We start from the raw sequence: 26,594 nt of genomic DNA on the forward strand, positions 1-26,594 counted from the left end.
TCACGGTCTCCGCCCGAGCTCCGGCCGCTTGGTGTAGTCGGCGAACCCGAGGACGTTCCCCCAGGGGTCCGCGACCTCCACGGTCCACCCCGTCGCGACCGAGAACGGCGGATCGAGCGGTGTGATCCCGGCCTCGGCCAGCCGCCGGGCCGCCACGCGCGCGTCCGGCACCTCCAGCCAGAGCCGCGGCGAGGCCCAGGGCGGCGGCCGGTGCCCCAGCCCCTCCTCCTGCCGCAACAGGATCCCCGGCGTCTCGCCCCCGACCTTCAGCAACGCGATCCCGCCCTCGTCGAACCGGAACGCCACCGCGAACCCGGCCCGCTCGTAGAACCTCACGGCCTCACCGAGGTCGCCGACGGGGAGCAGGACGTTGTCGAACCCGAGCAGTTCGTAGGACTCGTCATCTGACATACCGTCAGATTAGGTCTGCGCGGTCGCCGTCGCACGCTCGGCCGGGAGGACCGACCGTGGGCCCACCCGGTCGGAGCAGGGCTTCGGTACCCTTCCCCCGGAATGTGTGGGGGGAGCCGATGGGTCGGGTGCGCATAGCGTTCGGGATGCTGATCGCGATCGTCGGCACGGCCTGGCTCCTCGGAGGACCCTCCGCCCTGCGGACCGGGGGCCGGTGGACGCTGTCCTCCCTGCCGTACGCCGTCGTCGCCCTCGGTCTGCTGCTCCTGCTCCGCGCGGCCGTGCCACGAGGCCTGCTGGCCGCCCCCGTCGCCCTCATCGCGGTCGGCGCCCTGTGGGGTGCGCACAACGCCGGGTATCTCGACGGCACCGCGGGCAAGGCCTGGCCGGGAATCACCATCCTGCTCGGAGCGGCCATCGCACTGGGCGCCGCACCGACCGTCCCCGACGACCGCGACGAGGGGGCGCTGCGGCGCTATCGCAGTGTGCTGAGGCGACTGCGGCCGGAACTCGGCTCGGCCTCCGGGCCGTTGCGGAAGATCAGCGTGGGGTCGTATCTCGGGGACGTGCGGCTGGACCTCAGCGCGGTGCGGTTCAGGCCCGATCCGACCGAGTCCGAAGGCGGCACCGCCGCGTTCGAGGTGCTGGAGGTCGACGTCACCGTGCTGTTCGGGAGCGTGACCGTGCAACTCGACCGCCGCTGCGCCGTGGTGAAGGGCAACGTGGCCGGCGCGCTGGCGGTGCACTTCGCCGATCAGGTGCGGGTGTACGCCACGACGGACATCTACGCGGGCGAGGCGGCCCGGACCGACATGCCCCGCCGGGTCCTGCTCAACGTGAGCGGGGTGGGCGGAACGCTGGACATACGGTCACTCTGAGCCGCCGCCGGCGGGTGGCGTGGGGGACTGGGGGGTCGGGGGAGCGGGGGTGGGGTGGGAGAAGTCCCGGTAGCCGAGAGGCATGTCCTTCAGCGTGTGGGTCTCCCTGAACTTCAGGAAGCCCGTCAGGTCCTCGTTCAGGTCGTACTCGTCCTCGGCGTTCGGCGGAAGTTCGTAGTGGAACGCCGTCGCGAGGTCGAAGCGGTGCAGGTCGAAGACGGTGTTGAGCAGTTCGCCGGCGTAGTGCGCGGTGACGACGGCTCCCCGGTAGGCCAGGACGGCCAGGACGGCCGCCGCGACGGGCGTGAGCGACCACGGGTCGAACCGGGCCACCAGGGGCAGTGTCACGGCGGAGAGCATGCCGAAGGAGATGCTCAACGACGCCGTGGCGGTCAGAAGGTCGAGCTGCCGGGCCATGGCCTCTGCCAGCCGGTCCGAGATGTAGGGATAGATGCGCGGGTAGACGGCCATCGCGTCCAAGCCGTACCGCCCGCCCGCCATCCGCTCCGAACGGCGCAGCACGTTGCCCAGCAGAGTGGGCATGAGCTCGGACTCGTCCAGCTTCCGGCCGGTGTCGCGGTCGAGATCGTCGTGATAGCTCAGCACGATCTGCCTGTCCCTGGCCAGCGCCCGTGTCCTGCGGCTCGCCTGCCGGTCCAGAGCCGCCAGCCTGCGCAGCGTCGACGGCCCCTCGGGGAACTTCACGGGCTTGCCGTCGTTGGCGTCCACCCGGGCACCGGCGTCGTCCCTGCGGCGGCGGTGCCTCTCGATGGCGGCTCCCTGCAGCGGGGCGAGCGGGGACGGGGAACTCCAGTAGCCCTCCAACTGCTGTACGAGCGCCCGCTCGAAGGGGCGCAGCAGGATGCCGCCGACCAGAGCGGCCAGGGCGAAGGCCACCACGGTGGACGTGTCGAAATTCGTGGGAGCGACGCTTCGGATATCGACGGGCCGGTCGAAGTCATAGGCGCCCGCGCCGATCAGCACCCCGGTCACCGTCACCACCAGCGCGCCCGGCAGCACGCTCAGCAGGCTGAACTGGGCACCGCCCATGGCCTTCGTGCCGGCCTTGACCAGTTCCCCGATCACCGTGGCTCCACGAGCAGGGTCAGGGGCGTGCCGTGGACAGGGCACACCAGGGACTGCGGATCGGGAGGCGTCGCGCTCCGGACGAGCGGCGTCATGCAGGGCATGCAGGCGTAGATGTACAAGGTCGATCTGAGCACCTTGGGTCCCCTTCCGCCCCAGTGCACGACGGCTGTCCTGTGCGCGTTGGCGCACTGCTTGGACGTACCCGAGGAGAGCCACTGCAACCGGGCCGTGCAGCCGATGAACCCGCACACGTGAAGGTACGTGCTCTCCCTGGGGTTGCCCTGCGTCCCTTTCCAGGGGTGCGCTCCGAGCGCGAGCGCCCGCCCCAGCCCCCACAGCCCGAACCACAGCCCCGCGAACCCGGCGCCCCGGTTGTGTCTCCCCGTCACCCCCGCCTCCCTTTGGAAGACCGTCACCCGAGTATGCCGTGCCACCGCATGCTGGACCAGGGACGGCGGACGCGCGTTGTCAGTGGTGCCTCCTACTCTCGACGGCATGGGAGTCGTGACGTTCGTCGACGAGACGACAAGCGGGGGCCGTGGCTCGGGCCGGGTCCTGGAGGTCGCCGAGGAGCGGCTCACCGTACGGGAGTTGATCCGGCGGTGGGCTCTCCAGGAGGGCGCCGGGCATCAGGAGCCCGCCCTGAGAGCCTTCGCGGGCAACGGGCTGCTGGTGCTGGTGGGGGACCGGCAGATGACCGGGCTCGACGAGGAGGTCCTCGTGGGGCCCGGCGTCGAGGTCACGTTCCTGAGGCTCGTACCGCTGGCGGGTGGCTGATGACCGCCTTCGCCTCCGCTGCCGAGGACACCGCGCACCCGCGGCCGGTCCGCGAGACCCTCTCCCTGATCGCCGCGCAGGATGCCGAGCGGCTCGTACCCGAACTGCTCGCGTTCGCCGCGACGGACGAGGGCCGGGGGAGTGACGACCTCCCGGCGGTCCTCCGCGCGCTCCAGGACGCCGACGCCCGGTTCCGTGCGGATCTGGTGCACCACCTCGCCGCCCGCTACCTCGAGCTGCAGCGGGGCACGGCCCTCCACCGCACGGTCATGGAGCTCCTGCACACCCTGCTGTACGAGACGGAGGTCGATCTGCGGCCCCCCGTCACCCGGGCCGCCCTGATCGCACTCGTCTCCGAGCAGGAGGCGTTCGGGGACACCGACCGGCTCATCCGGCTCACCGAGCTCGAACTGGCCGACGGCCGTGAGCCGCCGGCCGACTTCGTCGCCGTGGTGCGGCGCTCGCTCCTGATGGTGTACGGCGTCGAGAAGGAGCTGGGGCCGACCGCCGCCCGTCTCACCAGCCCCGTGCTGAACCCCGGCGAGGCCTGGTCCGACCGGGCGCTGGCGGATCTGCCCGGCCTCGGTGAGGACTGGCTCGGCCTGCTCGCACACACCCTCGGCGCGACCTCGGCCCGCCCGTCCGCGAAGTGGGAGAAGACGGCCCGCGCCCTGCTGGACGCCGTCGGCGCCGAGGCGGCGCGTGAGCGGCTGCTGTCCTGGCTGCGGCTGGTGGGCGGGCCCAGGACGCGGTCCCTGCTGGGGTACTTCGAGGAGAACTGCGAGGACTCCTTCGACCCGTACAACGCCAACGCGCTGCGCGGACTGGCCTGGCTGCTCTCCCTGCTGCCCCCGCACCCCGCGACCGCCCGGGCGCTGGGCTCCCTCGTCGAGACGGCCCTGCGCAGGGTGCCCGGCCGCGGACCGGTGAACCCCAAGGTCGCCAACGCCGGGGTCGTCGCCCTGGCCCGGATCGACGCAGAGGCGGCCCTCGCCGAACTGGCCCGCCTCACCACCCGGGTCACCTACAAGGCCACCCTCAAGCTGTTGAACACCACACTGGACGACAGGGCCGCCGCGCTGGGCATCAGCCGGGAGGAGATCGAGGACCTGGCCGTTCCCGCGTACGGCCTGACGGAGGTCGGACGGGCGGAACGCCGGCTCGGCGACTTCACCGCCCTCCTGGAAGTACGGGGCGGCAAAGCCCTGTTGACCTGGCGCGGCGCGTCCGGCAAGACGGTCAGGACAGTCCCGGCCGCCGTGCGGCGCGACCACGCCGAGGCACTGAAAGAGCTCAAGGCCGCGGTCAAGGACGTCGACAGGATGCTCTCGGCCCAGAGCGAGCGGCTGGACCGTCAGTTCCTCGCCGGCCGCGTCCAGCCGTACGCGGCCTGGCGCAAGCGGTGTCTCGACCACCCTCTCATGGGCACGCTGGCCCGCCGTCTGCTGTGGACGGTCGACGGCACGACGGTCGGACACGCCGACGGCGAACTGCGCACACTCGACGACACGCCGGTGACCGACGGCACCGAGGTCGCGCTCTGGCACCCGGTGGGCCGCGACCCCGCCGAGATCGAGGCCTGGCGCGGCTGGCTCGAACGGCACGGGATCACCCAGCCGTTCAAGCAGGCCCATCGCGAGGTGTACGTGCTGACGGACGCCGAGCGCGCGACCGGCACGTACTCGAACCGTTTCGCGGCGCACGTCCTGCGCCAGCACCAGTTCCACGCCCTGGCCGCCGTCCGCGGCTGGCACAACAAGCTGCGCCTGGTCTTCGACGACCTGGCGCCGCCCGCCACCCGTGAACTCCCCGCGTGGGGCCTGCGCGCCGAGGTCTGGATCGGGGGCGACGGCGGGGAGAACCCGGCCGGGACCACGGACTCGGGCGCGTATCTGCACGTGCGCACCGACCAGGTCCGCTTCTATCCGATCGACGCGCCGCAGAACTCGGCACACATGGGCGGCGGCGAGTACCGCATGCGGCTGCGCGACGGCACGGCCCCGGTCGACCCGCTTCCCCTGACGGCCGTTCCGGCCCTCGTCCTCTCCGAAGTCCTGCGCGACATAGACCTGTTCATCGGCGTGACCAGCGTCGGCAACGACCCGACCTGGCAGGACGGCGGCCCCGACAGCCGCTTCCGGGAGTACTGGACGTCGTACGGCTTCGGCGAGCTCGGCCAGAGCGCCTTGACGCGCCGGGCCGTTCTGGAACGCCTGGTGCCCCGTCTGGCGATCGCCGACCGCTGCACGCTGGAGGACCGCTTCCTCCGGGTGAGGGGCGACCGCCACACGTACCGGATCCATCTGGGCTCGGGCAACATCCTCAGATCGCCGAACGACCAGTACGTGTGCATCGTCCCCAGGAGCGCGCCGGAAGCCCCTCGGACCGCCGTTCACCTGCCGTTCGAGGGGGACGGAATGCTGGCCGTGATCCTGAGCAAGGCGGTGCTGCTGGCGGAGGACCGGAAGATCACGGATCCGACGATCCTGAGCCAGTTGTAGGCCCTCACGGCCATCGATGGGGGACCCGGCTTCTCCGGGGCCGGTTTTCTGCTGCAAGATGACGTGCACCCACCTTGTACGCAGATCATCCGCTCATATGACTACGGGGAGAACTCGCCTTGTCCGAACAGCCTCAGCACCCGCAGCAGCCGCCCCAGCCCGGGTACGGCTACCCCAACGCCGGCGGCCCCGGCCCGTACGGCGCCCCTCAGCCCGGCCAGCCGGGCCCCTACGGGTACCCGCAGCCGGGTCAGCCCCAGCCGGGTTACCAGCAGGGCTACCCGCAGGGCGGTTACGCCGCCCCCGGTTACGTGCCGCCGGGCACCTTCACCGGCGACCCCAACGCCCCCTACGGCTACGACCCCTACGGGCGCCCCTACTCCGACAAGTCGAAGATCGTCGCGGGTGTCCTCCAGCTGATGCTGGGCTACCTCGGCGTCGGCCGGTTCTACATAGGTCACGTCGGCATAGGCCTCGCCCAGCTGTTCACCTGCGGTGGCCTCGGCATCTGGTCGCTGGTCGACGGGATCATGCTTCTCACGAGCAACGACAAGACCGACGCCAACGGGCGGGTCCTGCGTGGCTGAAGCGGAGCGCCTGTCCGCGCTGCGACACCCGGCGGCGGCACCCCTCGCGGTGCTCGCCGCCGGCGCGGCGGGCTCCGCCTACCTCTACGTCACCAACCCCCACGAGCCCGGCCACATCCTGCCGCGGTGCCCGTTCCGTCTCGTCACCGGCCTGCTCTGCCCTGCCTGCGGGGGGACCCGGATGGCCTACGACCTGATGCATCGCCACTTCGAGCAGGCCTGGCTGGACAACCGCGTCCTGCTGCTCGCCTCCCCCTTCGCCCTCGCGCTCCTGGCCCGCTGGATCTGGGAGGGCCTGCACGGCCGCAGCTGGCACCCGCGCCTCAGCGGCCGGGGAGTGGCAGTCGTCCTCGGCATCGCGGTGACCTGGACGGTCGTCCGAAACGCCTTCTAGGCGCGGATGTGACGCAGGATCGACTCCCCGGGTTCACACTTCGCCCTCCGGACGTCCGGAATGATTGCGAAGTTGGCGGGTTTTGATCACGGAACAGGAACGATCGCTCACGGCTACTCCCTTTTGCACCACGGGCCTCTCTACGCTCACGGGACACAGGGGGGACGTCCACGCGCGGTGACGCCATGCGCGGACGTGGTCGTCGACGTGCGTCGACGCAGGTGAACATCTCGTCGCATCCCTCCTGGACTCCCCGTCCGGAGCAAGTCGGCTCCGGTCTTTCGCAGTTGTCATCCCAGGAGCAGTTCACATGACCGTCCCCACTCCCGAGGCCCCCTACGGCGTCGACCCGCTGGGCCGCCCGTACTCCGACAAGTCCAAGATCGTCGCCGGCATCCTCACGATCTTCCTGGGCTACCTCGGCATCGGACGTTTCTACGTCGGTTCCGTCGGTATCGGCATCGCCCAGCTGCTCACCTGCGGTGGCCTCGGCATCTGGTCGCTGATCGACGGCATCCTGTTCCTCACGAGCAACGACCGCACCGACGCGCAGGGTCGTGTCCTGCGCGGCTGAGCTCGCAGCACCACCAACGGCGAGGGCCCCACTCCTGCCCAGGAGCGGGGCCCTCGCCGTACCCATGCGTAACTTGACCCGCGAAATCCGGTACCGACGAGATCGAACTCGCCTAGGCTGACGAAGATTTGAAGATTTCGTGGAGCTTGAGAGGTGGAAGTGCGGATGTCCGGCACGCCGTCAAGACGTACCGTTTTACGAGGACTCACAGTCACCGGGGCCGCCGTGATCGGCTTCGACCCCGCCGCCAGGAGCTGGGCCGCGACGACATCGGAGTCCGGCACGGACTCGGCGGCACTCGCCAAGATCCCCCGGCTGGACGGAACACTCGTCACCGACGAGTCCTCGCTCAGCGCCGCCGCCGACGACTACGGCCACATCGTGCACCGCCGCCCCTCGGCCGTCCTGCGCCCCGGCTCGGTCCGTGACGTCGTCACCATGGTCCGGTTCTGCAACGACCACGGCCTGCCGGTCGCACCGCGCGGCCAGGGACACGCCCCCTACGGGCAGGCGCAGGTGGAGGGCGGCCTGGTCATCGAAACCGCCACCCTCGCCGACATCGGCGCCCTGGACTCCGACAGCACCACCGTCGCCGTCGGCGCCGGCGCCCGCTGGAGCACGGTCGCCCAGGCCACGCTCGCCCACGGCCTCACCCCGCCCGTCTTCACCGACTACCTCGAACTCTCCGTCGGCGGCACCCTGTCCGTGGGCGGCCTCGGCGGGCAGGCGCACCGGTACGGCGCCCAGGTCGACAACGTCACCGAACTCCGCGTCGTCACCGGCGCGGGCGAACTGGTCCGCTGCTCCCCGACCCGCCGCGCCGACCTCTTCCACGCCGTCCTGGCGGGCCTCGGCCAGTGCGCGATCATCGTCGAGGCCACCCTGCGCCTGGTGCCGGCCCCCGAGACCGTACGCCACTACCAGCTGACGTACGACGACCTCGCCACCTTCCTCGACGACCAGCGCATCCTCGTCCAGGAAGGCCGCTTCGCCTACGTGGAGGGCCAGGTCCACGCGGACGCCGAGGGAGGCTTCCGGGTCTACAACCTGGAGGCGGTGGCCTACGGCCCACCGGTCGGCCCCGCACCGGACGACGCGACGCTCCTGAGCGGCCTGCGCCACGACCCGACGAGCGTCCAGACCACCGATCTGCCGTACTACACCTTCCTCGACCGCCTGGCGCCCCTCATCGCGGCCATGAAGGAGGCGGGCATCTGGACCTACGCCCACCCCTGGCTCAACCTCATGCTTCCCGGCCCGTCCGCCGCGACCCTCAGCGCCCCGCTCCTGGACGCCCTCACCCCCGCCGACCTGGGCGCCGGCGGCGTGATCCTCTTCTACCCCCTCCTCCGCGAACGCCTCACCACACCCCTCCTGCGCACCTCCGACGAGGACGTCTCGTACCTCTTCGACATCCTCAGCGCCGCCCCACCGGACGACACCGCCGCGGTCGAGCGCATCCTCACGTCCAACCGCGCCGCCTACGACTCCGTCGCCGCGGCCGGCGGCACCCACTACCCGGTCGGCAGCATCCCCTTCACCCCCGAGGACTGGCAGACCCACTTCGGCCCCGCCTGGGACGCCTTCGCCTCGGCCAAGTGCACCTACGACCCGGAGGGAATCCTGGTTCCGGGCCAGGGCATCTTCTGACGATCCCCTCACCGGACAGGGTCCGAACTCCTGGGGATCCGGGCCCTGTTCTCGATCTGCCGGCTCAAGGGTCTCGCAGAACTGGTTCCTGAGAGGGTTGTGCGGTGCGCGGATTCGTGAAGGATTGACCCCTATGTGGATCGAGCTCATCTCCTCGCTCTCGGCGGACGTGGACCTCGCGGGCGGCCCCGGCTGTGAGGAGGAAATGCGGGTGGCGGAAGTGGTGTTGGGGCATCCCCTGCCTGCCGCGCTCAAGGATTTCTGGCGGGCGGCGGACGGCGCCCGCGACAAGTACGGGGCCGGGATCGTGTGCTCGGTCGGTGAAGTCGTGGACCGGAACCTGGAGTTCAGGAGTTCGGCGGACTTCCGGGACCTCTATATGCCGTTCGATCCGCTGTTGCTCTTCGGGGAGAGCGGCGGCGGTGACCTCTTCTCCTTCGTCGTCAGGCCCGAGCGGCCCGACATCTTCGTCTGGGAGCACGAGAGCGACAGCCGTCGTTGGGTGGCGAAGGGGCTGGAGGACTACCTCCGGCGTCGGCTCGGCGGCGGCGATCCGCAGTGGTACGCGTCCTGGTGACAGCCGCTCAGTCGCTCTTCTTCGGCCGTCCTGCCGTGAGGATCTCGGCGACGTCGAGGGTGACCTCGGCGCCGATGGAGCGGGGGAGGGTGAGGGACTGGCCGGGGGCGTGGAACTGGTGGTTGGCGTAGCCGCCCACGGTCGGTTCGGTGAGGACGTGGACGCGCTGGTGCTTGCGGTCGACGATCACATACACCGGCACTCGGGCCTCGGCGTACGCGGCGACCTTGGTCCTCAGGTCGTCCTTCCAGTTGCCGGAGGTCACCTCCAGGACCAGACGGAACGGGGCCGGATCGTACGCGTTGTTCTCCACCAGGTGGTCGTCGATGTCGGAGTCCACGATCACCAGGTCGGGGATGGCGTAGTCCTCCTCGCCGGTCGGCAGCCACAGGCCGACGCTCTGCAGGACCTCGGTGTCCCCATCGTCCAGTCCTGCGGCGATGAAAGGGCGCATGAGCTTGGTGAGGGCGCGGGCGTGCGGGGCATCCGGTGACGGTGTCACGAGGAGGTGACCTCCGATGATCTCGACGCGGTAGCCCGGATGGCGCTCCATGATCTCGTCGGCGATGGCCGTGAGCGAGAACGGCTCGTCGTCGAAGGGCCGCTCGATGGCTGTGGCGGACATCGCGTGCCTCCTTGGCTGGTGTCGAGAGCATCATCGTAGGCCGGAGGCCGCCCCGGTGTCCCTCTTGATCACGTTCACCCGATCGTGGCGTTTGCACGCCCGAGGGCCCCGCCCCCGGTGACGAAACCGGGAGACGGGGCCCTCGTGGCCGTACGGGAACGCAGGTCAGAAGCGGCGCGTGATCAGCGCCTTTTTGACCTCGGCGATCGCCTTGGTGACCTCGATGCCGCGCGGGCAGGCGTCCGTGCAGTTGAACGTGGTGCGGCAGCGCCAGACGCCGTCGCGGTCGTTCAGGATCTCCAGGCGCTGCTCGGCGGCCTCGTCACGCGAGTCGAAGATGAAGCGGTGCGCGTTGACGATGGCCGCCGGGCCGAAGTACTGGCCGTCGTTCCAGAAGACCGGGCACGAGGACGTGCACGCGGCGCAGAGGATGCACTTCGTCGTGTCGTCGAAGCGCTCGCGGTCCTCGGCCGTCTGCAGGCGCTCGCGCGTGGGCTCGTTCGTGTCCTTCGTGATCAGGAACGGCATCACGTCGCGGTACGCCTGGAAGAACGGCTCCATGTCGACGACCAGGTCCTTCAGGACCGTCAGGCCCTTTATGGGCTCGACCGTGATCGGCTTCTCGGGGTTGATGTCCTTGATCAGCGTCTTGCACGCGAGGCGGTTCTTGCCGTTGATCCGCATCGCGTCGGAGCCGCAGATGCCGTGGGCGCAGGAACGGCGGAAGGTGAGGGTGCCGTCCAGGTCCCACTTGATCTTGTGGAGGCCGTCGAGGACGCGCTCCTTGGGGTCGATCTCCAGCTGGAAGTCTTCCCAGGTGGCCTCCGCCGAGACCTCCGGGTTGAAGCGGCGGACTCGGAACGTGACCGTGATGTACGGGGACGCGGCGGACTCTGCCTCCACCTTGTCCAGAACAGGGGTAGCCATCAGTACTTACGCTCCATCGGCTGGTAGCGGGTCTGGACGACCGGCTTGTAGTCGAGACGGATGGACTCGGCGCCGTCGTCGCCCACCTCGCGGTACGCCATGGTGTGGCGCATGAAGTTGACGTCGTCGCGGTTGGGGTAGTCCTCGCGGTAGTGACCGCCGCGGGACTCCTTGCGGGCCAGCGCGGACACGGCCATGACCTCGGCCAGGTCGAGCAGGTTGCCCAGCTCGATCGCCTCGAGGAGGTCCGTGTTGAAACGCTTGCCCTTGTCCTGGATCGAGACGTTCTTGTAGCGCTCGCGCAGCTCCGCGATCTTCTCGACCGCCGTCTTGATCGTCTGCTCCGTGCGGAACACCATGACGTTCGCGTCCATGGTCTCCTGCAGCTCCTTGCGGAGCGTCGCCACCCGCTCGGTGCCGGTGGAGGCGCGCAGCCGCTCGACCTGCTCGACCACGAACTCCGCCGGGTTCTCCGGCAGCTCGACGTAGTCCGCCGTGTGGCTGTACTCCGCCGCCGCGATACCGGCCCGACGGCCGAACACGTTGATGTCCAGCAGGGAGTTCGTGCCGAGGCGGTTGGCGCCGTGCACCGACACGCACGCGACCTCGCCGGCCGCGTACAGGCCCGGGACCACCGTGGTGTTGTCCGACAGGACCTCACCCTCGACGTTCGTCGGGATGCCGCCCATGGCGTAGTGCGCGGTGGGCTGGATCGGGATCGGGTCCGTGTACGGCTCGATGCCGAGGTACGTACGGGCGAACTCCGTGATGTCCGGGAGCTTCGCGTCCAGCTGCTCCGGCGGGAGGTGGGTGAGGTCGAGGTAGACGTGGTCGCCCTCGGGGCCGCAGCCGCGGCCTTCCCGGATCTCCGTGTAGATGGAGCGGGACACGACGTCACGGGACGCGAGGTCCTTCATGACCGGCGCGTACTTCTCCATGAAGCGCTCGCCGTCCTTGTTGCGGAGGATGCCGCCCTCACCGCGGGCACCTTCCGTCAGCAGGATGCCCATGCGCCAGATGCCGGTCGGGTGGAACTGGAAGAACTCCATGTCCTCCAGCGGCAGACCACGGCGGTAGACCGCCGCCTGGCCGTCACCGGTCAGCGTGTGCGCGTTCGACGTCACCTTGAAGAACTTGCCGGTGCCGCCGGACGCGTAGATCACGGCCTTCGCCTGGAAGACGTGGATCTCGCCGGTGGCGAGTTCGTACGCCACGACGCCCGCCGACTTCTTGACGCCGTCGACCTCGGTGATCAGCTGGTCCAGGACGTAGAACTCGTTGAAGAACTCCACGCCCTCCTTCACGCAGTTCTGGTAGAGCGTCTGGAGGATCATGTGGCCCGTGCGGTCCGCGGCGTAGCAGGACCGGCGGACCGGGGCCTCGCCGTGGTTGCGGGAGTGACCGCCGAAGCGCCGCTGGTCGATCGTTCCGTTGGGCGTCCGGTTGAACGGCAGGCCCATCTTCTCCAGGTCGAGGACGGCGTCGATGGCCTCCTTCGCCAGGATCTCGGCGGCGTCCTGGTCGACCAGGTAGTCACCGCCCTTGACCGTGTCGAAGGTGTGCCACTCCCAGTTGTCCTCCTCCACGTTGGCCAGCGCGGCGGCCATGCCGCCCTGCGCGGCGCCCGTGTGGGAGCGGGTGGGGTAGAGCTTGGTGAGCACCGCGGTGCGGCTGCGCTTCGTCGACTCGATGGCCGCGCGCATGCCCGCGCCACCGGCGCCGACGATGACGGTGTCGTACTTGTGGATCTTCATGATTCTCGCAGCCCCGTGCCTAGCGGATGTTCGGGTCGAAGGTGAAGATCACCAGCGTGCCCAGCAGGATGGTGAACACCGTGGCGGTGTAGAGCAGGCCCTTCAGCCACAGCCGGGTGTTCGCGCGCTCCGCGTAGTCGTTGATGACCGTGCGCAGGCCGTTGGCGCCGTGCAGCATCGCGAGCCAGAGCATGAGGAGGTCCCAGACCTGCCAGAAGGGGGACGCCCAGCGGCCGGCCACGAACGCGAAGCCGATCTTCGACACGCCGCCGTCCAGCACCAGCTGGATCAGCAGGTGGCCGATGACCAGGACGACCAGCACGATGCCGGACAGACGCATGAAGAGCCACGCGGCCATCTCGAAGTTGCCGCGGGTCGAGCGCGGGGTCTTCTTGGTGCGCTTGCGCGGGGCCTCGATGAGGGGCGCCGGGTTGTCGACGTCGTAGAGCGAGCCGCCCTCCACGGGGCCGATCCCGGACGCGGTGGTTTCAGTGGTGGCCATCGGTCTCAGCTCCCGAACAGTTCACGAGCGGCGTGGCCGAGGACGGGGTAGATCGCCCCGAGCATCAGCACGACCCAGACGCCTACGACGGTCCACAGCATCTGCTTCTGGTAGCGCGGGCCCTGAGACCAGAAGTCGACGGCGATGACGCGCAGGCCGTTGAGCGCGTGGAAGAGGATGGCGGCGACCAGGCCGTACTCGAGGACGGCGACGATCGGGGTCTTGTACGTGGCTACGACCTTGTCGTAGTCCTCGGGGGAGACACGCACGAGAGCGGTGTCCAGCACGTGTACGAACAGGAAGAAGAAGATGAGGACGCCGGTGACTCGGTGAGCCACCCAGGACCACATTCCTTCCCGGCCGCGGTACAGCGTTCCAGCCGGCACGGAAGAACCCTCCGGGAGCGGGGATTGGGGCCTGCCGGCTTGTGCTGTCGGACGGGCCCGGCCGGGTACGGTCCACCGGCCCCCAGCATCGTAGCCAGCCGCTGGCGCTGGGCTTACAGCGGGCCTACCGGTGTGATCAAAGTGGCACGCGGATGGGTGAGCGTTGGCGGCATCTGTGGGGGGCCGTACTGTTATGTGCCGGGTGCGGCACCGTTTGGGCTGGTCGCGCAGTTCCCCGCGCCCCTCAGGTAGGCAACCAACCGCCCTCTTGCGAGGCGGCGGAGTTCGTCTGCTGCCACTACCCGTTCCTCCTCCGGATCGTTTGTCAAACGTGACCGGATGCCTTCCAGGGTGAAGTCCAGGAGCTCTTCCTGGGCTACTTCATGCAGACAGATGACGAACACGTGTCCGAATCGGGCCTCGTAGGCGGCGTGGGCCGCGTCCAGGGCGAGGTGGGCGGCCTCGTACGCGTCCGCCGGCAGTGTGGGCAGGGGCTCTGCCGCCAGTGCTTCCGCCAGGTCGGCCGCCGTCAGGTCGTACGCCGCCTCGTCCGACGCGGCCAGCAGTGCTTCCACCGTGGGGTACGGGCGGTGGTCGGCCACGCGGCGGGCCCAGCACGGGCTGCTCAGGCAGGTGAGGAGGGTCTCGTGGGCCTCTTCGGGCGGAGCGGCGTTGAAGGCGTCCAGCAGGGGTGCTGGGGATGTCCGGGTCTGCGCCGGTATGGGGAGGCGGCCGGTGAGGTGGGGAAGACGGTGCGCAGGCAGCGTGGATCCTCGCGTCACGTGTGGTGTGGCAGGGGATGCGGTGAAAGGTGTGGCGCAACGTTATCGGGAGTGGTCATCGGGTGTCCGACGGTTGCCCGAATTTCACTCGAACGGGAGAGTTTCAGAACGGGTGGTGGACTCCTTCGGCGCGCTTCGGTCACCCGGGCGTCGTACGGTTGGCGGGGTGAGCAGGCACAGGCATCGGCGCCCGGCGCCACGGAGGAAGCAGGAGCGGGGCCCGCGGCAGCGGGTCGTGCCGCGAGCCTTGATAGCCGGCGGGCTGGTCGCCGCCCTCGGGGTCGGAATGGGGCTGTGGGCCTCCGGCGACGGGGACGACAGCACGCCCACCGGAGCGGCGGCCGGGCAGCGCACCTCCCAGGGCGTCTCCGACGACGGGCGGCGGACCGTCGCCGCCGGCACGCCGTCCGCCAGTCCCGCCCCCACCCGCACCTACCCCCTGTCCACCGCCCCCCGCACCATCCCCGCCGTCCAGAGCCACACCCCGGCCCGTGGCCCGGGCTGGCGGCCCGCCGCCAAGTTCCGGGTCGTCGTGAGCGACCCGCGCCTGGCCGACGAGGGGCAGCTGATCGCCGGCGAGCTCGGGATGACGTACGCCGGGGAGAAGAGCGACTCGCGCATCGGGGATCTGCGGCTGGCTCTCGGCGGCAGCGGGAACACGGAGTCGTACACCATGACCGTGCGGCAGGGGCGGGTCACCGTCAGCGGGCCCTCCGACGCCGGCGTCTTCTACGGCACCCGCACGCTCAAGCAGGAGGTGCGGAAGGGGGCCACGGCACCGGAGGGCGTCGTACGGGACACGCCCGCCAAGCCGCAGCGGGCCTTCTCGCTGGACATCGCCCGCAAGTACTTCTCGCCGGGCTGGATCGAGGACCGGATCCGTGAGCTGGGGGATCTGAAGTTCAACCAGTTCGGGCTGCACTTCTCCGACGACCAGGCGTTCCGGATCGAGTCCGACACGCATCCGGAGATCGTGGCGCAGCAGCACCTGACCAAGGCGCAGGTGAAGGAGATCGTCGACCTGGCCGCGTCGCGGCACATCACCGTCGTACCCGAGATCGACTCGCCCGGACATCTGGGCGCCGTCCTCGCCGCGCACCCCGAGCTGCAACTGCGCAATGTGAACGGGGTGGCCACGCGCGGCGCGATCGACATCTCCAAGGACGCCTCCGCGAAGCTCCTCGACGATCTGCTGAACGAGTACGCGGGCCTGTTCCCCGGCGCGCAGTGGCATCTCGGCGGTGACGAGTACCAGGCGCTGACCGTGTCGAACCCGGCCGCCTCCTATCCGCAGCTCGCCACCGCCGCACGGCAGCGCTACGGCGCCGGCGCGGGCGTCGCCGACCTCGCGACCGGCTGGCTCAACGACCGCGCCGAGACCGTCCGCGCCCACGACCGGACCATGCGTGTGTGGAACGACGGCTTCTTCCGCGGTACGACCGTGCAGCCCGCCTCCGACCTGGTGGTCGCGTACTGGACCGGCAAGGAGATCGGGGCGCGGGTGCCGACGGAGTATCTGAGCGCGGGGCGCAAGGTGCTCAACTACAACGACGAGTACCTCTACTACGTCCTCGGCGAGCCGCAGACCTTCGTGTACCCGACCGGACAGCGGATCTACGAGCAGTGGACCCCGCGTGTGCTGCGCGGGACGACGGCGGTGGCGGCGAAGTACGACGCCCAGATCCTCGGCGGATCCTTCTCCGTCTGGTGCGACCTCGCGAACTCGCAGACCCAGGACCAGGTCGCCGCCGGGATCCGGATGCCGTTGCGGGCGACGGCGCAGAAGCTGTGGGACGCGCGGACGCCGTCGCTGACCTGGGCGCAGTTCAGCACGCTGGCGGGACGCCTGGGCTGAGCCCGAGCCGAAACCGCTGGACGCGCGGGGCGGGCGAACCGTATCTTCCGAGGCCGCGTATCTCTGCTGATCAGCGGATCGACTGACCGGGCGATCCGCTGAATCCGCTGAATCCGCTGATCATCCAGGCTCATTCGGGGGGACCTTCATGCTGCGCTCACCTGTCATGCTCGCGCGGGCAGCCGCCATTCTGCTGGGGCTGGTCGTCGCCACCGATCTGTTCGCCCTGTGGGCGGGCTCCTTCATGCTCGACGTCAGCGACGAGGTGTACCTCGGCAGCGGGGTGGGCCGGATCGACCGCGCGGACCGTGTGTACCGTGCGGCCGGCATCGCCCAGACCGTGGCCCTGGTCGCCACCGTCGTGGTGTACCTGTGCTGGTTCCACCGGGTGCGGGTCAACGCCGAGGTGTTCCGGCCGGACGGGCACAGCAAGTCGCGCGGCTGGGCGATCGGGGGCTGGTTCACCCCGATCGTGAACCTCTGGTACCCGCGCCGGATCACCCTGGACATCTGGGACGCCAGCAGCCCCGGCGCTCCCTGGGACCGGCCGCGCTCGCACACCCTGGTCAACGTGTGGTGGACGGCGTGGATCCTCTCGCTGCTCGCCGACCGGGCCGGCTCCCGGATGTACGACCGGGCGGAGACGGCCACGGAGCTCGGGAACGCCGTCCGTCAGCTGATGTTCGCCGACGGGATCGACCTCGCGGCCGCCGTCCTCGCGATCCTCGTCGTGCTGCGGCTGACGGCGATGCAGAACGCGAAGGTCCTGGAGGGTCCGCCCGGCGACCCGGCCGGCCCCACTGGCCCCGCCGGCCCCAACAGCCCCACCAACCCCATCGGCCTCAGTGGCTGAAAAACTCTCCCTGTGACACTCCTGGCCCGTTGCACGCAGTAAGGGGAAGTGTGGGCTCCGTAAGGTAGGCGCCCTGGCGAGGGAGGCGTGATGAGCCTGGTGGAACTGATCGCTCAGGCCGACGAACGCGGACTGGCCGCCAGTGGGCTGGCTTGTTTGGATCGGTGTGTGCCCCTGCTCGGCGGTGACGACGAGATCCTGCGGCCGCTGTGGGCCGGCCTAGCCGGCACGGCCGACTGGGGTGAGGGGCTGGAGCTGGCACGCGGCAAGCTGGCCTCGGGCGAGGACGGCGGCGAGGCCGCGCTGCTCACCCGCCGGATGCTCGACGCGGCCCCGGCCGACCCGTCCGCCGCCGAGGTGCGGGTGTGGGCCGACGCCTGCTCCGTCGCCTCGCTGCAGATCCACCGCCTGCTCGACCTGGCCAAGGACGCCGACTCGGTCGACTCCCGCCGCGAGGGCCGTACGGAGGGCATGCCACCCCTCGTCGCCGCCGAGCTGCGCCGTCAGATCACCGTCCTGGAACTCCTCGCGAGCCATGGCACGGGCGGCCTGCGCCGAGCACTGGACGTGTCCACGGAGGGACGGCGCATACTGCGCGCCGTGGTCTCACGCCGCGCCCGCGGCCGCTCCTGACCTCCGGCCCGCAGCCCCGGCCGCGCGGACGGCTCCGCCCGCGACGCACGGCGCGGCCCAGCCTCGCCGACCCATGGCCCCGGCCGCGCGGACGGCTCCGCCTTGCGACGCACGGCGCCGGCCGCGCGGAGGGCCACCCCGGCCCTCGGCCCTGGCCTGCCTGCCCGCGGCGCCGGCCGCGCTGACGGCTCCCGTCGCGACGTACGGTCGGCCATGCGGACGATGCCGGGCCCTTGGCCCTGCCCTGTCGGCTTGCGGCGCTGGTCATGCGGACAGCTCCGCGCCGCGACGCACGGCCAGCCGACGGCTCCGCCTTGCGACGCGACGGCGCCGGCCGCGCGGAGGGCCACCCCGGCCCTCGGCCCTGGCCTGCCTGCCCGCGGCGCCGGCCGCGCTGACGGCTCCCCGTCGCGACGTACGGTCGGCCATGCGGACGATGCCGGGCCCTTGGCCCTGCCCTGTCGGCTTGCGGCGCTGGTCATGCGGACAGCTCCGCGCCGCGACGCACGGCCAGCCGACGGCTCCGCCTTGCGACGCGACGGCGCCGGCCGCGCGGAGGGCCACCCCGGCCCTCGGCCCTGGCCTGCCTGCCCGCGGCGCCGGCCGCGCTGACGGCTCCCCGTCGCGACGTACGGTCGGCCATGCGGACGATCCCGGGCCCTCGGCCCTGTCCCGTCGGCTCGCGGCGCCTGTCGCGTGGACGGCTTCGACCCGGCGGCTCACGGCACCGGCCACTTCACCACCGCGTCGTGGTGGAGGGCGGTCGCGGTGTAGAAGGCCGTGAGTTCGCGGTGGGCCGCGGCGAAGGCGGCTCGGGTGTGGGGCTCCTGGGTGGGGCCGCCGTGGCGGGGGAGCAGTTCCGCGCGGGCCGGGCGCCACAGTGTGTCGAAGTCGGTGGCGGCCAGGTATGCCGCGACCCGGGCCGTCTGGGCCGCGGTGAGCAGCAGGAACGGCGGTTCCTCGGCGTCGGCCGTGTACACCCGGCCGCCGCCGAGGACCGCGTAGGCCCCGGGGCCCGCGTCCGCGTGCTCCGGCGGAGTGTCGGTGTAGAGGAACTGCTGGTCGCGGTCCACCCGGTCCACCCGGTCCCGGACCGTGCCCTGGTTGTCGTGGAACAGCCTCCGCAGCCATGCCGCGCTGTTGCGCAGCGCCGGGGGCGGTACGGCACGGAAGTCGAGGTACGCGCTCATCACTCATGGAGCGCACGAGGCCGCGGAACCATCACTCCTGTGGCGGTTCCGCACCGGTTCCGGGAAGGTGCCCGGATCCGGGTGACGGATCATGGTCGCCCGGCGCTCTCCCGTACATGACCAGTACGACTCGCCAGATCCCTGCCCGGCCCCAGGCCGCCGTGAAGCCGGTGCGGTGGGCGGCCGACATGGTGTCCACGCTGCGTGAGGGCGCCCGGCTGCACCTCGACCACTCGGCGCGGAGCCTGTGGCGCGTCGACCGGCTGATCGAGGACCTGCGCGCCGAGGGCACCCCGTATCCGGCCGTGGAGAACGTGCTGCGCGGCCTCGGGGCGTACGCCGGTGAGGTGATCGTCCGCGAGACCGGCGGCGAGTGGTGGGCGACCGGCGGCGACCACTGGATCCGCACCCCCGACGGCCGTCTCTGGGACCCCTTCGACGAGGCCCGCCGCTGCTTCGGCGGGCACGGGTCGCTGCGGCTGCTGTGCCGGGACGCGGCGCGCGGCGGGCGCAGCTGAGCGTCGTACATGTGCGTCGTACGGCCCGCCCCTGTCGGCTCGTGTGACCGACGACACGTTTGTGACCTGTGATGTTCGGAAGCCGCCGTCCGCTGGGACAGCGGGGAGCCGAGCCGGTTCCCCCGGATCGAGTGGGCCGAACGAAGGGGTGGGGACCCATGAGCAGCAGGGCGGACGAGCACACGTCGGACCCGTCGGAGATACGCGCGGCGGGGATGCGGGCGCGCGCCACGGCGTTCGTCGCTCGCGTCACCGCACGCCACCGGCTGCCCCTCGACTACTCGGTGACCAGCCTGCGCGTCGTCGACTTCCTGGTCGACGGCCTGCGCAAGGGCGGCGCCGACCGGGAGCGCGCCCACGACACCCTGGTGGAGCTCGGCGCGTACGTCGGTGAGGTGCTCGTCCGCCGCGCCGGCGCGGTCTGGGTGGACCTCGACGAGCGGCAGCGCGGCTGGTTCGGACAGCCGGTCGGGGTCCGGATGCCGGACGGCCGGGTCTGGAACCCCCTCGGCAAGGTCGTCAACCGCTTCGAGACGGGCGGCCCCGAGGAGTCCCTGCAGACCTTCTATCTCACGCTGCACGGCCGGACCCGGAGGGCGGCGGCATGAGCGCCGGCCCGACCGCAGGCCTGACCGCGGGTCCGCGCGCCGGCCCGGGCGGGCCCACGGGCACACCCTGTGACAATTCTGTGCGGCCCGGCGCTGATGACCGTGGGGGCGTGGCCCCGCCCGGACCGGAAGTCCGGCCGGGGAGCGACACGTCCGCGAGGAACTCCGTACGAACGAGGACAGTCTTGGGCCAGGGAGGGGAACCCCGGCGCGCACAGGCGTACGACGGGGAACTGGGCGCGGCCGTGGCACGGGCCCAGGACGGTGACGAGACCGCGTTCGCCGTCGCGTACCGGATCGTGCAGCCGGGACTGCTCGGCTATCTGCGCGGGATCGTCGGCGACGACGCCGAGGACGTGGCCTCCGACGCCTGGCTGGAGATCGCCCGGGACCTGGGGCGGTTCAAGGGCGACGGCGCGGGGTTCCGCGGCTGGACCGCGACCATCGCCCGGCACCGGGCCCTGGACCATCTGCGCCGGCTGCGGGTGCGGCCCAGGGCGGCGGTGCTGGAGCAGGACGTCGTCATGGACCTGCCCGGCCCGCACACCACGCACGACCAGGCCCTGGAGTCCCTCTCCACCGCGCGGGCCCTGGAACTGGTCCGGGGGCTGCCGCAGGACCAGGCGGAGGCCGTGCTGCTGCGGGTCGTCGTGGGCCTGGACGGTCCCGCCGCGGCCCGGGTCCTCGGCAAGCGCCCCGGCGCGGTCCGCACCGCCGCGCACCGCGGCCTGAAACGGCTGGCCCGCCAGCTCGGCGTCGCGGACGCGAACGACGCAGGTGTGACGGATGGCGGCCCCCGCACGCTGGGGGATTCGAAATGAACGGCGACGGCCGCGGACCGTATGGATCAACGGCTGCCGAACGGATCGGACAGAGCGGAAACGGACATGGGTGAACGGCTGAACGACGGCGGAGAGCCGGTCCGTCGGCATGCGCACCCTGCCCGGACGACCCCTGCGGCGGACACGGTCGACGCGGAACTGGAGGCGCTGCTCGCCGACGCCCTGCGCCAGGTCGGCTCTCCCGCCGCGGCGGCCGCGGGCAGCGAGGGCGAGCTCCGCGCCGTGGCCGCCTTCCGGGCCGCCCGGGACGCGGGGGAGCACCGGGCCCGTACCCGGCGCCGCGACGACTGGCGGCCCCGGACCCGTCGGCGCACGGCGCGCTCGCTGCGGGCCACGCTCTCCGTCGCCGTCGCGAGCCTCGCCCTGGGCGGGGTCGCGTTCGCCGCGATCGGCTCCGCCACCCACGACTCCGATGCGGCGGAGCGCCCGAAGCAGTCCGCGAGCGCGTCCGAGGGCCGCTCCGCCACGCCCTCCCTCACCCCCTCCCCGGGCACCTCGGCGGACCGCGACCGTCCGGTGACCGCCCAGGACACCGAGGCCCACTGCCGCGCCTACCAGCAGGTCAAGGGCCAGGGCAGGGCGCTGGACTCCACCGCCTGGCAGCGGCTCGTGACGGCGGCGGGCGGCGAGGAGAACGTCGAGGCGTACTGCGCGGCGCAGACGGCGTCGGCCGCGGGCAACGGCAAGGCCGGCGAGAAGAGCGGCGGCAACAGCGGCGACTCCGGGAACTCCGGGACCACCGGGAACGGTGAGGAGAAGGCCGAGAAGACGGCGACACCGGACAAGTCCGCCAAGGGCAACGCCAAGAACCAGTAGCCCTTCGCTTTCGCAGGGCTCTCCGCAAGGCCCCCCAGGGCATTTCCGCCGGGCTCCTCGCTCCGCGAGGCCCCGCGTCGTGCCGCCGAGGCAACGGCCGGGGCCGCCACCCCCCACAGGAGAGGCCCCGGCCGTCGCGCGGCACGGGCCGCGCGGCGGCCCGTACTCCCTACAGCGCCACGAGTGCGTTTTCTGTCACACCCCGGAGCGGGTCCGGAGGCCCGTTCGACGGGATCACGAGTTAGTTGCATGTTGTACGGACATGGACGGCCGATGCTTTCAGGTCGTAACGTGCCTTTCGCGCCGGACGGCCAAGCGGCAGACCACCGCAACGACCTGCGGTCTCGAAACCGCGACCATCGACCGACCGAGGAACCACGACGTGGGGGACGACGCGGAGCTGACAGCCGCGGTGCTTGCGGCACAGAACGGGGACGAGACTGCTTTCCGGGCTGTGTACCGCACGGTGCACCCGCGGCTCCTCGGGTACGTGCGCACACTCGTCGGCGACCTCGACGCCGAGGACGTGGCCTCCGAGGCCTGGCTGCAGATCGCCCGGGACCTGGAGCGGTTCAGCGGCGACGCGGACCGCTTCCGCGGCTGGGCCGCCCGGATCGCCCGCAACCGCGCGCTCGACCACATACGCATGCGCGGGCGGCGCCCCGCGATCGGCGGCGACGAGACCGAGCTGACCGGCCGGGCCGCCGAGTCCGACACCGCCGGCGAGGCCATCGAGGCGCTGGCCACCGGCCGCACCCTCGACCTCATCGCCCGCCTCCCGCAGGACCAGGCCGAGGCCGTCGTCCTGCGGGTCGTGATGGGTCTGGACGCCAAGACCGCCGCCGAGACCCTCGGCAAACGGCCCGGTGCCGTCCGCACCGCCGCGCACCGCGGTCTGAAGAAGCTCGCCGAAATGCTCGGCGACGATCCGGAGACGGCCGGCGTCCTCGACGCGCTGCCTCCCCAGCGAGGGCCGCGTTCGCGCGCGGTAACGTCCGCGAGTGTGACGCAAGCGAGCGCGCGGACGCAGAAGGACATGTGATGGCCGACAAGCAGGACAGGTGGCTCGACCGCGAGACGGCGGAGCGTCTGCTGCGCGGTGAGTCACCCGAGAACGCTGTCGCCCCCGAAGCCCGTGACCAGGCCGAACGACTCGCCAGAACACTCGGCGCGCTCTCCGCGCTGGGTGCCGAACCGCTCCCGGCCGACGAGGAACTCCCCGGCGAGGCCGCGGCCCTGAAGGCCTTCAGCGAGGCCCGCGCGGCGCGGGAGCCGGCCACCTCGTGGGATGCGCGAGCGTTGCGTGCGTCACAGCAGTCACCCGAGTCACTGGAACAACCCGCACGCACCGTCGACGCCGGACTGGTCCGTATCGGAGCACGTGCCCGGGAGCAGGCGTACGGCGGCTGGAGCCGTCGCCTGCGGTTCGGGCTGGCCGCCGCGCTGGCCGTCGGCATGGTCGGCGGGGTCGCTGTGGCGGCCGGTACCGGTGTGCTGCCCAGTCCGTTCGACGGGGCCGAACCGGCGCCCGGGGCCTCCGTCTCGGCCGCCGCGAGCCCCGACCGCCCGCTGGTCTCGCCCTCGCCGGGCGCCTCTGACGGCGGTACCGACATGGCGACACCCGACGGAGGCAGCAGCGGCACCGGCCGGGACGGCGGCGAGGACGCGAAGGGGAACGACGGTTCCACCGCCGGGACGGGCGCCCTCGGCACCTGGCCGAAGGGCGTGACCTCGTCCTGCCGTGACGTCCGTGACGGCAGGACGCTGGACACCGAGCGCCGTCGGACCCTGGAGGGACTGGCGGGCGGCTGGTCGCACGTGTCGGCGTACTGCGCGGACGTCCTCGACGGCACCTCCCGCGACGACTCCCGCACGGGCGACGGGGACGGCTGGGGCTCCTGGTACCAGGACGGCGACGGCGGCGCGGGCCAGTACGACCGCGACGGCGAGTCGGCCGGCCAGAGCGGCGGTTCGACCGGCACGGGCCTCGGCCACGACACCATCTCCGGCGGCACAGGCACAGGCACCGGCTCCGGCGGCGACGCCGACGAGGACGACGGCGGCAAGGGCGACAACGGGAACGCCAACGGCAATGGCGGCGGAGGCCGGGACGGCAGGTCCTCCGGCGGCACAGGCCACCACTGACGCCGCACCACACCCTCCCTCCCCTCTCTCCGCGCGCCCCCTCTGACCTGCGACTTCATAATCCGAGGAAATTTTTTCGCGCCGGGTGTGACGTTTCCGGCGGCGGTGACGCAGTAACAAGTGAGCCGACTGGTCATCGGCCCTCGCACTGAGCCGGGGTTCCCCCCGTACCTACGGCTCGTGCACCTGGCGCGGGCGGGACACGTTCCCCCGGTCCCGCCCGCGCCCCGAACTCACCAGGACACCACCACCTTGTCGCCGTTGCGCACCTGCGCGAAGAGCGCCGAGATCGCCCCCTCGTCCCGTACGTTCACACAGCCGTGCGAGGCACCGGCGTATCCGCGGGCCGCGAAGTCGGCCGAGTAGTGCACCGCCTGGCCGCCGCTGAAGAACATCGCGTACGGCATCGGCGTGTGGTAGAGCGTGGACACGTGGTTGCGGGACTTCCAGTAGACGCGGAACACACCCTCCCGGGTGGGCGTGTACTGGGAGCCGAACCGCACGGACACCGTCGACACCGTCCGTCCGTCGATCATCCAGCGCAGGGTGCGGCTCGTCTTGTCGATGCACAGCACCCGCCCGGTCAGACACCGGGAGTCGGGCGCGGCGGCCGGCTGACCACCCATCAGATACAGCTCCCACTGCCCCGGTTCGTGGGTCATCCGCTCCAGCCGCTGCCAGGTGACCGTGTCCGTCTTCCCGGTCCGCGGCAGCCCGCGCTTGGTCTGGAACCCCTTCACGGCGTCCTCGGTGGCCGGGCCGTACAGCCCCGTGGGCCCCTCGAAGAGCCAGGCGACCTGCCGCAGCCGGGCCTGGAGCTCGCGCACGTCCCGCCCGGTGTCGCCGCGCTTCCACAGCACGGCCGGGGCGGGCGACGGGGTGGCGGGGGTGGGGGTCGCGCTCGGCTTGTCGTCGGGGGACGTGCTGCTCGGGCTCGGCGCCGGTGGCGTACGGGTGACGTCGACGTGGACCGGCGGGCGTGCCCTGCCGTCCTGCGTGTCCGGGGTCTGCACGGTACAGCCGCACAGCGTCGCCAGGGCCGCCGTGCCGGCCAGGGCGATGATCGATCTCCGCATCCGCATGCCTCAGATGTTCCCCCCGGATGACGCCGGGCGAACGGAGCGGCATGGTGGTGGTCATGGCGCGTGAGTCGGAGTCGGGACTGCCCATCGAGCCGGTGTACGGCCCGCGGGCCCTGGACGGCTGGGACCCGGCCGAGAAGCTCGGCGAACCGGGTGGCTACCCCTTCACCCGGGGTGTCTACCCGTCCATGTACACCGGACGGCCCTGGACCATGCGGCAGTACGCGGGCTTCGGCACGGCGACCGAGTCGAACGCCCGCTACCGGCAGCTGATCGCCCACGGCACGACGGGCCTGTCCGTGGCCTTCGACCTGCCCACCCAGATGGGCCACGACTCCGACGCCCCGATCGCGCACGGCGAGGTCGGCAAGGTGGGCGTCGCCGTCGACTCGATCGACGACATGCGGGTGTTGTTCGACGGGATCCCGCTGGACCGGGTGTCCACGTCGATGACGATCAACGCCCCGGCGGCGCTGCTCCTGCTGCTGTACCAGCTGGTGGCGGAGGAGCAGGGCGTCGGCGCCGACCGGCTCACGGGCACGATCCAGAACGACGTGCTGAAGGAGTACATCGCGCGGGGCACGTACATCTTCCCGCCCAAGCCCTCCCTCCGGCTGATCGCGGACATCTTCCAGTACTGCCGGGCCGAGATCCCGAAGTGGAACACGATCTCGATCTCCGGCTACCACATGGCGGAGGCCGGGGCGTCCCCCGCGCAGGAGATCGCGTTCACCCTGGCGGACGGTATCGAGTACGTCCGAACGGCGGTGTCGGCGGGCATGGACGTGGACGACTTCGCCCCCCGGCTGTCCTTCTTCTTCGTCGCCCGTACGACGCTCCTGGAGGAGGTCGCGAAGTTCCGCGCCGCCCGCCGGATCTGGGCGCGGGTCATGAAGGAGGAATTCGGGGCGCGGGACCCCAGGTCGCTGATGCTCCGCTTCCACACCCAGACGGCCGGGGTGCAGCTGACCGCCCAGCAGCCGGAGGTGAACCTGGTCCGGGTCGCGGTGCAGGGCCTGGCCGCGGTGCTGGGCGGCACGCAGTCCCTGCACACCAACTCCTTCGACGAGGCGATCGCGCTGCCCACGGACAAGAGCGCGCGCCTGGCCCTGCGGACCCAGCAGGTCCTCGCCCACGAGACGGACGTGACCGCGACGGTCGACCCCTTCGCCGGCTCGTACGCCGTCGAGAGCATGACCGACGACGTCGAGGCGGCCGCGGTCGAGCTGATGCGGAAGGTCGAGGACCTCGGCGGCGCGGTGGCGGCGATCGAACACGGTTTCCAGAAGAACGAGATCGAACACAACGCGTACCGCATCGCCCAGGAGACCGACTCCGGCGAGCGCGTGGTGGTCGGCGTCAACCGCTTCCAGCTCGACGAGGAGGAGCCCTACGAACCGCTCCGCGTCGACCCGGCCATCGAGACCCGACAGGCCGAGCGCCTGGCGAAACTGCGCGCGGAACGCGACCAGAAGGCGGTGGACGCCGCCCTCGAGGCCCTGCGAACGGCGGCCGAGGGCGAGGACAACGTCCTCTACCCGATGAGGGAGGCGCTGCGGGCCCGGGCGACGGTGGGGGAGGTGTGCAATGCCCTCCGGGGGGTCTGGGGGACGTATGTGCCGAGCGATGCGTTCTGAG

At 71.4% G+C, this 26,594-nt stretch carries 29 protein-coding genes; 18 read left to right on the plus strand and 11 right to left on the minus strand.

Annotated features, from left to right (window positions below; genetic code table 11):
* Positions 1 to 411, minus strand: coding sequence for a VOC family protein (locus tag ACIRF9_RS14500; protein WP_403820612.1), 411 nt, complete (start codon positions 409 to 411; stop codon positions 1 to 3).
* Between the two features lie 128 nt (positions 412 to 539).
* Here ACIRF9_RS14500 and ACIRF9_RS14505 point away from each other — a divergent pair, with 128 nt between their 5' ends.
* The gene (locus ACIRF9_RS14505) at positions 540 to 1,289 is read left to right on the plus strand and encodes a hypothetical protein (protein WP_403820615.1); all 750 of its coding nucleotides are present in this window, start codon (positions 540 to 542) and stop codon (positions 1,287 to 1,289) included.
* Here ACIRF9_RS14505 and ACIRF9_RS14510 read toward each other — a convergent pair.
* A complete protein-coding gene (locus ACIRF9_RS14510) occupies positions 1,281 to 2,375 on the minus strand; it encodes a hypothetical protein (protein WP_403820618.1) in 1,095 nt (364 codons plus the stop codon). The genes ACIRF9_RS14505 and ACIRF9_RS14510 overlap by 9 nt on opposite strands.
* Positions 2,372 to 2,767: a hypothetical protein gene (locus ACIRF9_RS14515; RefSeq protein ID WP_403820621.1), complete on the minus strand. Its 396-nt coding sequence runs from the start codon at positions 2,765 to 2,767 to the stop codon at positions 2,372 to 2,374. The genes ACIRF9_RS14510 and ACIRF9_RS14515 overlap by 4 nt, the downstream gene beginning before the upstream one ends.
* Positions 2,768 to 2,873: 106 nt before the next feature.
* Here ACIRF9_RS14515 and ACIRF9_RS14520 point away from each other — a divergent pair, with 106 nt between their 5' ends.
* The 7 genes from ACIRF9_RS14520 (at position 2,874) to ACIRF9_RS14550 (ending at position 9,438) form a co-directional block, all read left to right on the plus strand.
* Positions 2,874 to 3,155, plus strand: a complete 282-nt coding sequence (locus ACIRF9_RS14520) for a hypothetical protein (protein WP_403820623.1) — start codon at positions 2,874 to 2,876, stop codon at positions 3,153 to 3,155.
* Entirely contained in the window at positions 3,155 to 5,656 is a 2,502-nt protein-coding gene (locus ACIRF9_RS14525) for a DUF4132 domain-containing protein (RefSeq protein ID WP_403820626.1), read from the plus strand. Before ACIRF9_RS14520 ends, ACIRF9_RS14525 begins: the two co-directional genes overlap by 1 nt.
* Positions 5,657 to 5,775: 119 nt before the next feature.
* Entirely contained in the window at positions 5,776 to 6,243 is a 468-nt protein-coding gene (locus ACIRF9_RS14530) for an NINE protein (protein ID WP_403820629.1), read from the plus strand.
* Positions 6,236 to 6,637: a DUF2752 domain-containing protein gene (locus ACIRF9_RS14535; protein WP_403820632.1), complete on the plus strand. Its 402-nt coding sequence runs from the start codon at positions 6,236 to 6,238 to the stop codon at positions 6,635 to 6,637. Before ACIRF9_RS14530 ends, ACIRF9_RS14535 begins: the two co-directional genes overlap by 8 nt.
* 310 nt (positions 6,638 to 6,947) lie before the next feature.
* Positions 6,948 to 7,211 carry a TM2 domain-containing protein gene (locus tag ACIRF9_RS14540; protein ID WP_403820635.1) on the plus strand — a complete coding sequence of 88 codons (264 nt, stop codon included), beginning with the start codon at positions 6,948 to 6,950 and terminating at the stop codon, positions 7,209 to 7,211.
* A gap of 225 nt (positions 7,212 to 7,436) precedes the next feature.
* Positions 7,437 to 8,861, plus strand: coding sequence for an FAD-binding protein (locus tag ACIRF9_RS14545; protein ID WP_403820638.1), 1,425 nt, complete (start codon positions 7,437 to 7,439; stop codon positions 8,859 to 8,861).
* A 133-nt stretch (positions 8,862 to 8,994) separates the two neighbouring features.
* Positions 8,995 to 9,438, plus strand: coding sequence for an SMI1/KNR4 family protein (locus ACIRF9_RS14550; RefSeq protein ID WP_403820641.1), 444 nt, complete (start codon positions 8,995 to 8,997; stop codon positions 9,436 to 9,438).
* Between the two features lie 7 nt (positions 9,439 to 9,445).
* On the opposite strand, the gene ACIRF9_RS14555 is transcribed toward ACIRF9_RS14550, so the two are convergent.
* The 6 genes from ACIRF9_RS14555 to ACIRF9_RS14580 form a co-directional block, all read right to left on the minus strand.
* Positions 9,446 to 10,063 (minus strand): Uma2 family endonuclease, encoded by a 618-nt coding sequence (locus ACIRF9_RS14555; RefSeq protein ID WP_403820644.1) that lies wholly within the window; start codon positions 10,061 to 10,063, stop codon positions 9,446 to 9,448.
* Positions 10,064 to 10,228: 165 nt separating this feature from the next.
* Positions 10,229 to 10,990 carry a succinate dehydrogenase iron-sulfur subunit gene (locus ACIRF9_RS14560; protein WP_329335516.1) on the minus strand — a complete coding sequence of 254 codons (762 nt, stop codon included), beginning with the start codon at positions 10,988 to 10,990 and terminating at the stop codon, positions 10,229 to 10,231.
* Positions 10,990 to 12,744: a succinate dehydrogenase flavoprotein subunit gene (gene sdhA, locus ACIRF9_RS14565; protein ID WP_403820648.1), complete on the minus strand. Its 1,755-nt coding sequence runs from the start codon at positions 12,742 to 12,744 to the stop codon at positions 10,990 to 10,992. Before sdhA ends, ACIRF9_RS14560 begins: the two co-directional genes overlap by 1 nt.
* Before the next feature lie 19 nt (positions 12,745 to 12,763).
* A complete protein-coding gene (locus tag ACIRF9_RS14570) occupies positions 12,764 to 13,246 on the minus strand; it encodes a succinate dehydrogenase hydrophobic membrane anchor subunit (RefSeq protein WP_403820651.1) in 483 nt (160 codons plus the stop codon).
* Positions 13,247 to 13,251: 5 nt separating this feature from the next.
* A complete protein-coding gene (gene sdhC, locus ACIRF9_RS14575) occupies positions 13,252 to 13,632 on the minus strand; it encodes a succinate dehydrogenase, cytochrome b556 subunit (protein WP_403820654.1) in 381 nt (126 codons plus the stop codon).
* Positions 13,633 to 13,823: 191 nt separating this feature from the next.
* A complete protein-coding gene (locus ACIRF9_RS14580; protein ID WP_403820657.1) occupies positions 13,824 to 14,414 on the minus strand; it encodes a 2-oxo-4-hydroxy-4-carboxy-5-ureidoimidazoline decarboxylase in 591 nt (196 codons plus the stop codon).
* Positions 14,415 to 14,700: 286 nt separating this feature from the next.
* Here ACIRF9_RS14580 and ACIRF9_RS14585 point away from each other — a divergent pair, with 286 nt between their 5' ends.
* The 3 genes from ACIRF9_RS14585 to ACIRF9_RS14595 all read left to right on the plus strand — a co-directional run bounded on the left by ACIRF9_RS14585 (position 14,701) and on the right by ACIRF9_RS14595 (position 17,755).
* The gene (locus ACIRF9_RS14585; RefSeq protein WP_403821217.1) at positions 14,701 to 16,269 is read left to right on the plus strand and encodes a glycoside hydrolase family 20 protein; all 1,569 of its coding nucleotides are present in this window, start codon (positions 14,701 to 14,703) and stop codon (positions 16,267 to 16,269) included.
* Between the two features lie 148 nt (positions 16,270 to 16,417).
* Complete coding sequence (locus ACIRF9_RS14590; protein ID WP_403820659.1) at positions 16,418 to 17,122, plus strand: DUF4328 domain-containing protein; 705 nt, start codon at positions 16,418 to 16,420, stop codon at positions 17,120 to 17,122.
* A 90-nt stretch (positions 17,123 to 17,212) separates the two neighbouring features.
* Positions 17,213 to 17,755: a hypothetical protein gene (locus ACIRF9_RS14595; protein WP_403820662.1), complete on the plus strand. Its 543-nt coding sequence runs from the start codon at positions 17,213 to 17,215 to the stop codon at positions 17,753 to 17,755.
* A gap of 719 nt (positions 17,756 to 18,474) precedes the next feature.
* On the opposite strand, the gene ACIRF9_RS14600 is transcribed toward ACIRF9_RS14595, so the two are convergent.
* On the minus strand, positions 18,475 to 18,945 hold the full coding sequence (locus ACIRF9_RS14600; protein WP_403820665.1) for a DUF1877 family protein: 471 nt from the start codon (positions 18,943 to 18,945) through the stop codon (positions 18,475 to 18,477).
* 116 nt (positions 18,946 to 19,061) lie between these two features.
* On the opposite strand from ACIRF9_RS14600, the gene ACIRF9_RS14605 reads away from it, so the two are divergent.
* From ACIRF9_RS14605 to ACIRF9_RS14630, 6 genes are all read left to right on the plus strand, one after another.
* Positions 19,062 to 19,463 (plus strand): hypothetical protein, encoded by a 402-nt coding sequence (locus ACIRF9_RS14605; RefSeq protein ID WP_403820668.1) that lies wholly within the window; start codon positions 19,062 to 19,064, stop codon positions 19,461 to 19,463.
* A 158-nt stretch (positions 19,464 to 19,621) separates the two neighbouring features.
* Positions 19,622 to 20,071: a hypothetical protein gene (locus ACIRF9_RS14610; RefSeq protein ID WP_403820670.1), complete on the plus strand. Its 450-nt coding sequence runs from the start codon at positions 19,622 to 19,624 to the stop codon at positions 20,069 to 20,071.
* 185 nt (positions 20,072 to 20,256) lie between these two features.
* Positions 20,257 to 20,892, plus strand: a complete 636-nt coding sequence (locus ACIRF9_RS14615) for an RNA polymerase sigma factor (RefSeq protein ID WP_403820673.1) — start codon at positions 20,257 to 20,259, stop codon at positions 20,890 to 20,892.
* Between the two features lie 66 nt (positions 20,893 to 20,958).
* Entirely contained in the window at positions 20,959 to 21,729 is a 771-nt protein-coding gene (locus ACIRF9_RS14620) for a hypothetical protein (RefSeq protein WP_403820676.1), read from the plus strand.
* A 382-nt stretch (positions 21,730 to 22,111) separates the two neighbouring features.
* Positions 22,112 to 22,771, plus strand: a complete 660-nt coding sequence (locus ACIRF9_RS14625; RefSeq protein ID WP_403820679.1) for an RNA polymerase sigma factor — start codon at positions 22,112 to 22,114, stop codon at positions 22,769 to 22,771.
* Positions 22,771 to 23,874: a hypothetical protein gene (locus tag ACIRF9_RS14630; protein WP_403820682.1), complete on the plus strand. Its 1,104-nt coding sequence runs from the start codon at positions 22,771 to 22,773 to the stop codon at positions 23,872 to 23,874. Before ACIRF9_RS14625 ends, ACIRF9_RS14630 begins: the two co-directional genes overlap by 1 nt.
* 233 nt (positions 23,875 to 24,107) lie before the next feature.
* Here the strand turns inward: ACIRF9_RS14630 and ACIRF9_RS14635 are convergent, their stop codons facing one another.
* A complete protein-coding gene (locus ACIRF9_RS14635; protein ID WP_403820685.1) occupies positions 24,108 to 24,956 on the minus strand; it encodes a L,D-transpeptidase family protein in 849 nt (282 codons plus the stop codon).
* A gap of 56 nt (positions 24,957 to 25,012) precedes the next feature.
* On the opposite strand from ACIRF9_RS14635, the gene ACIRF9_RS14640 reads away from it, so the two are divergent.
* Positions 25,013 to 26,593: a methylmalonyl-CoA mutase gene (locus tag ACIRF9_RS14640; RefSeq protein WP_403820688.1), complete on the plus strand. Its 1,581-nt coding sequence runs from the start codon at positions 25,013 to 25,015 to the stop codon at positions 26,591 to 26,593.
* Position 26,594 lies beyond the last annotated feature (1 nt).

This window comes from Streptomyces sp. NPDC096132, from assembly GCF_044763345.1.
In the GTDB taxonomy this organism is placed as follows: domain Bacteria; phylum Actinomycetota; class Actinomycetes; order Streptomycetales; family Streptomycetaceae; genus Streptomyces.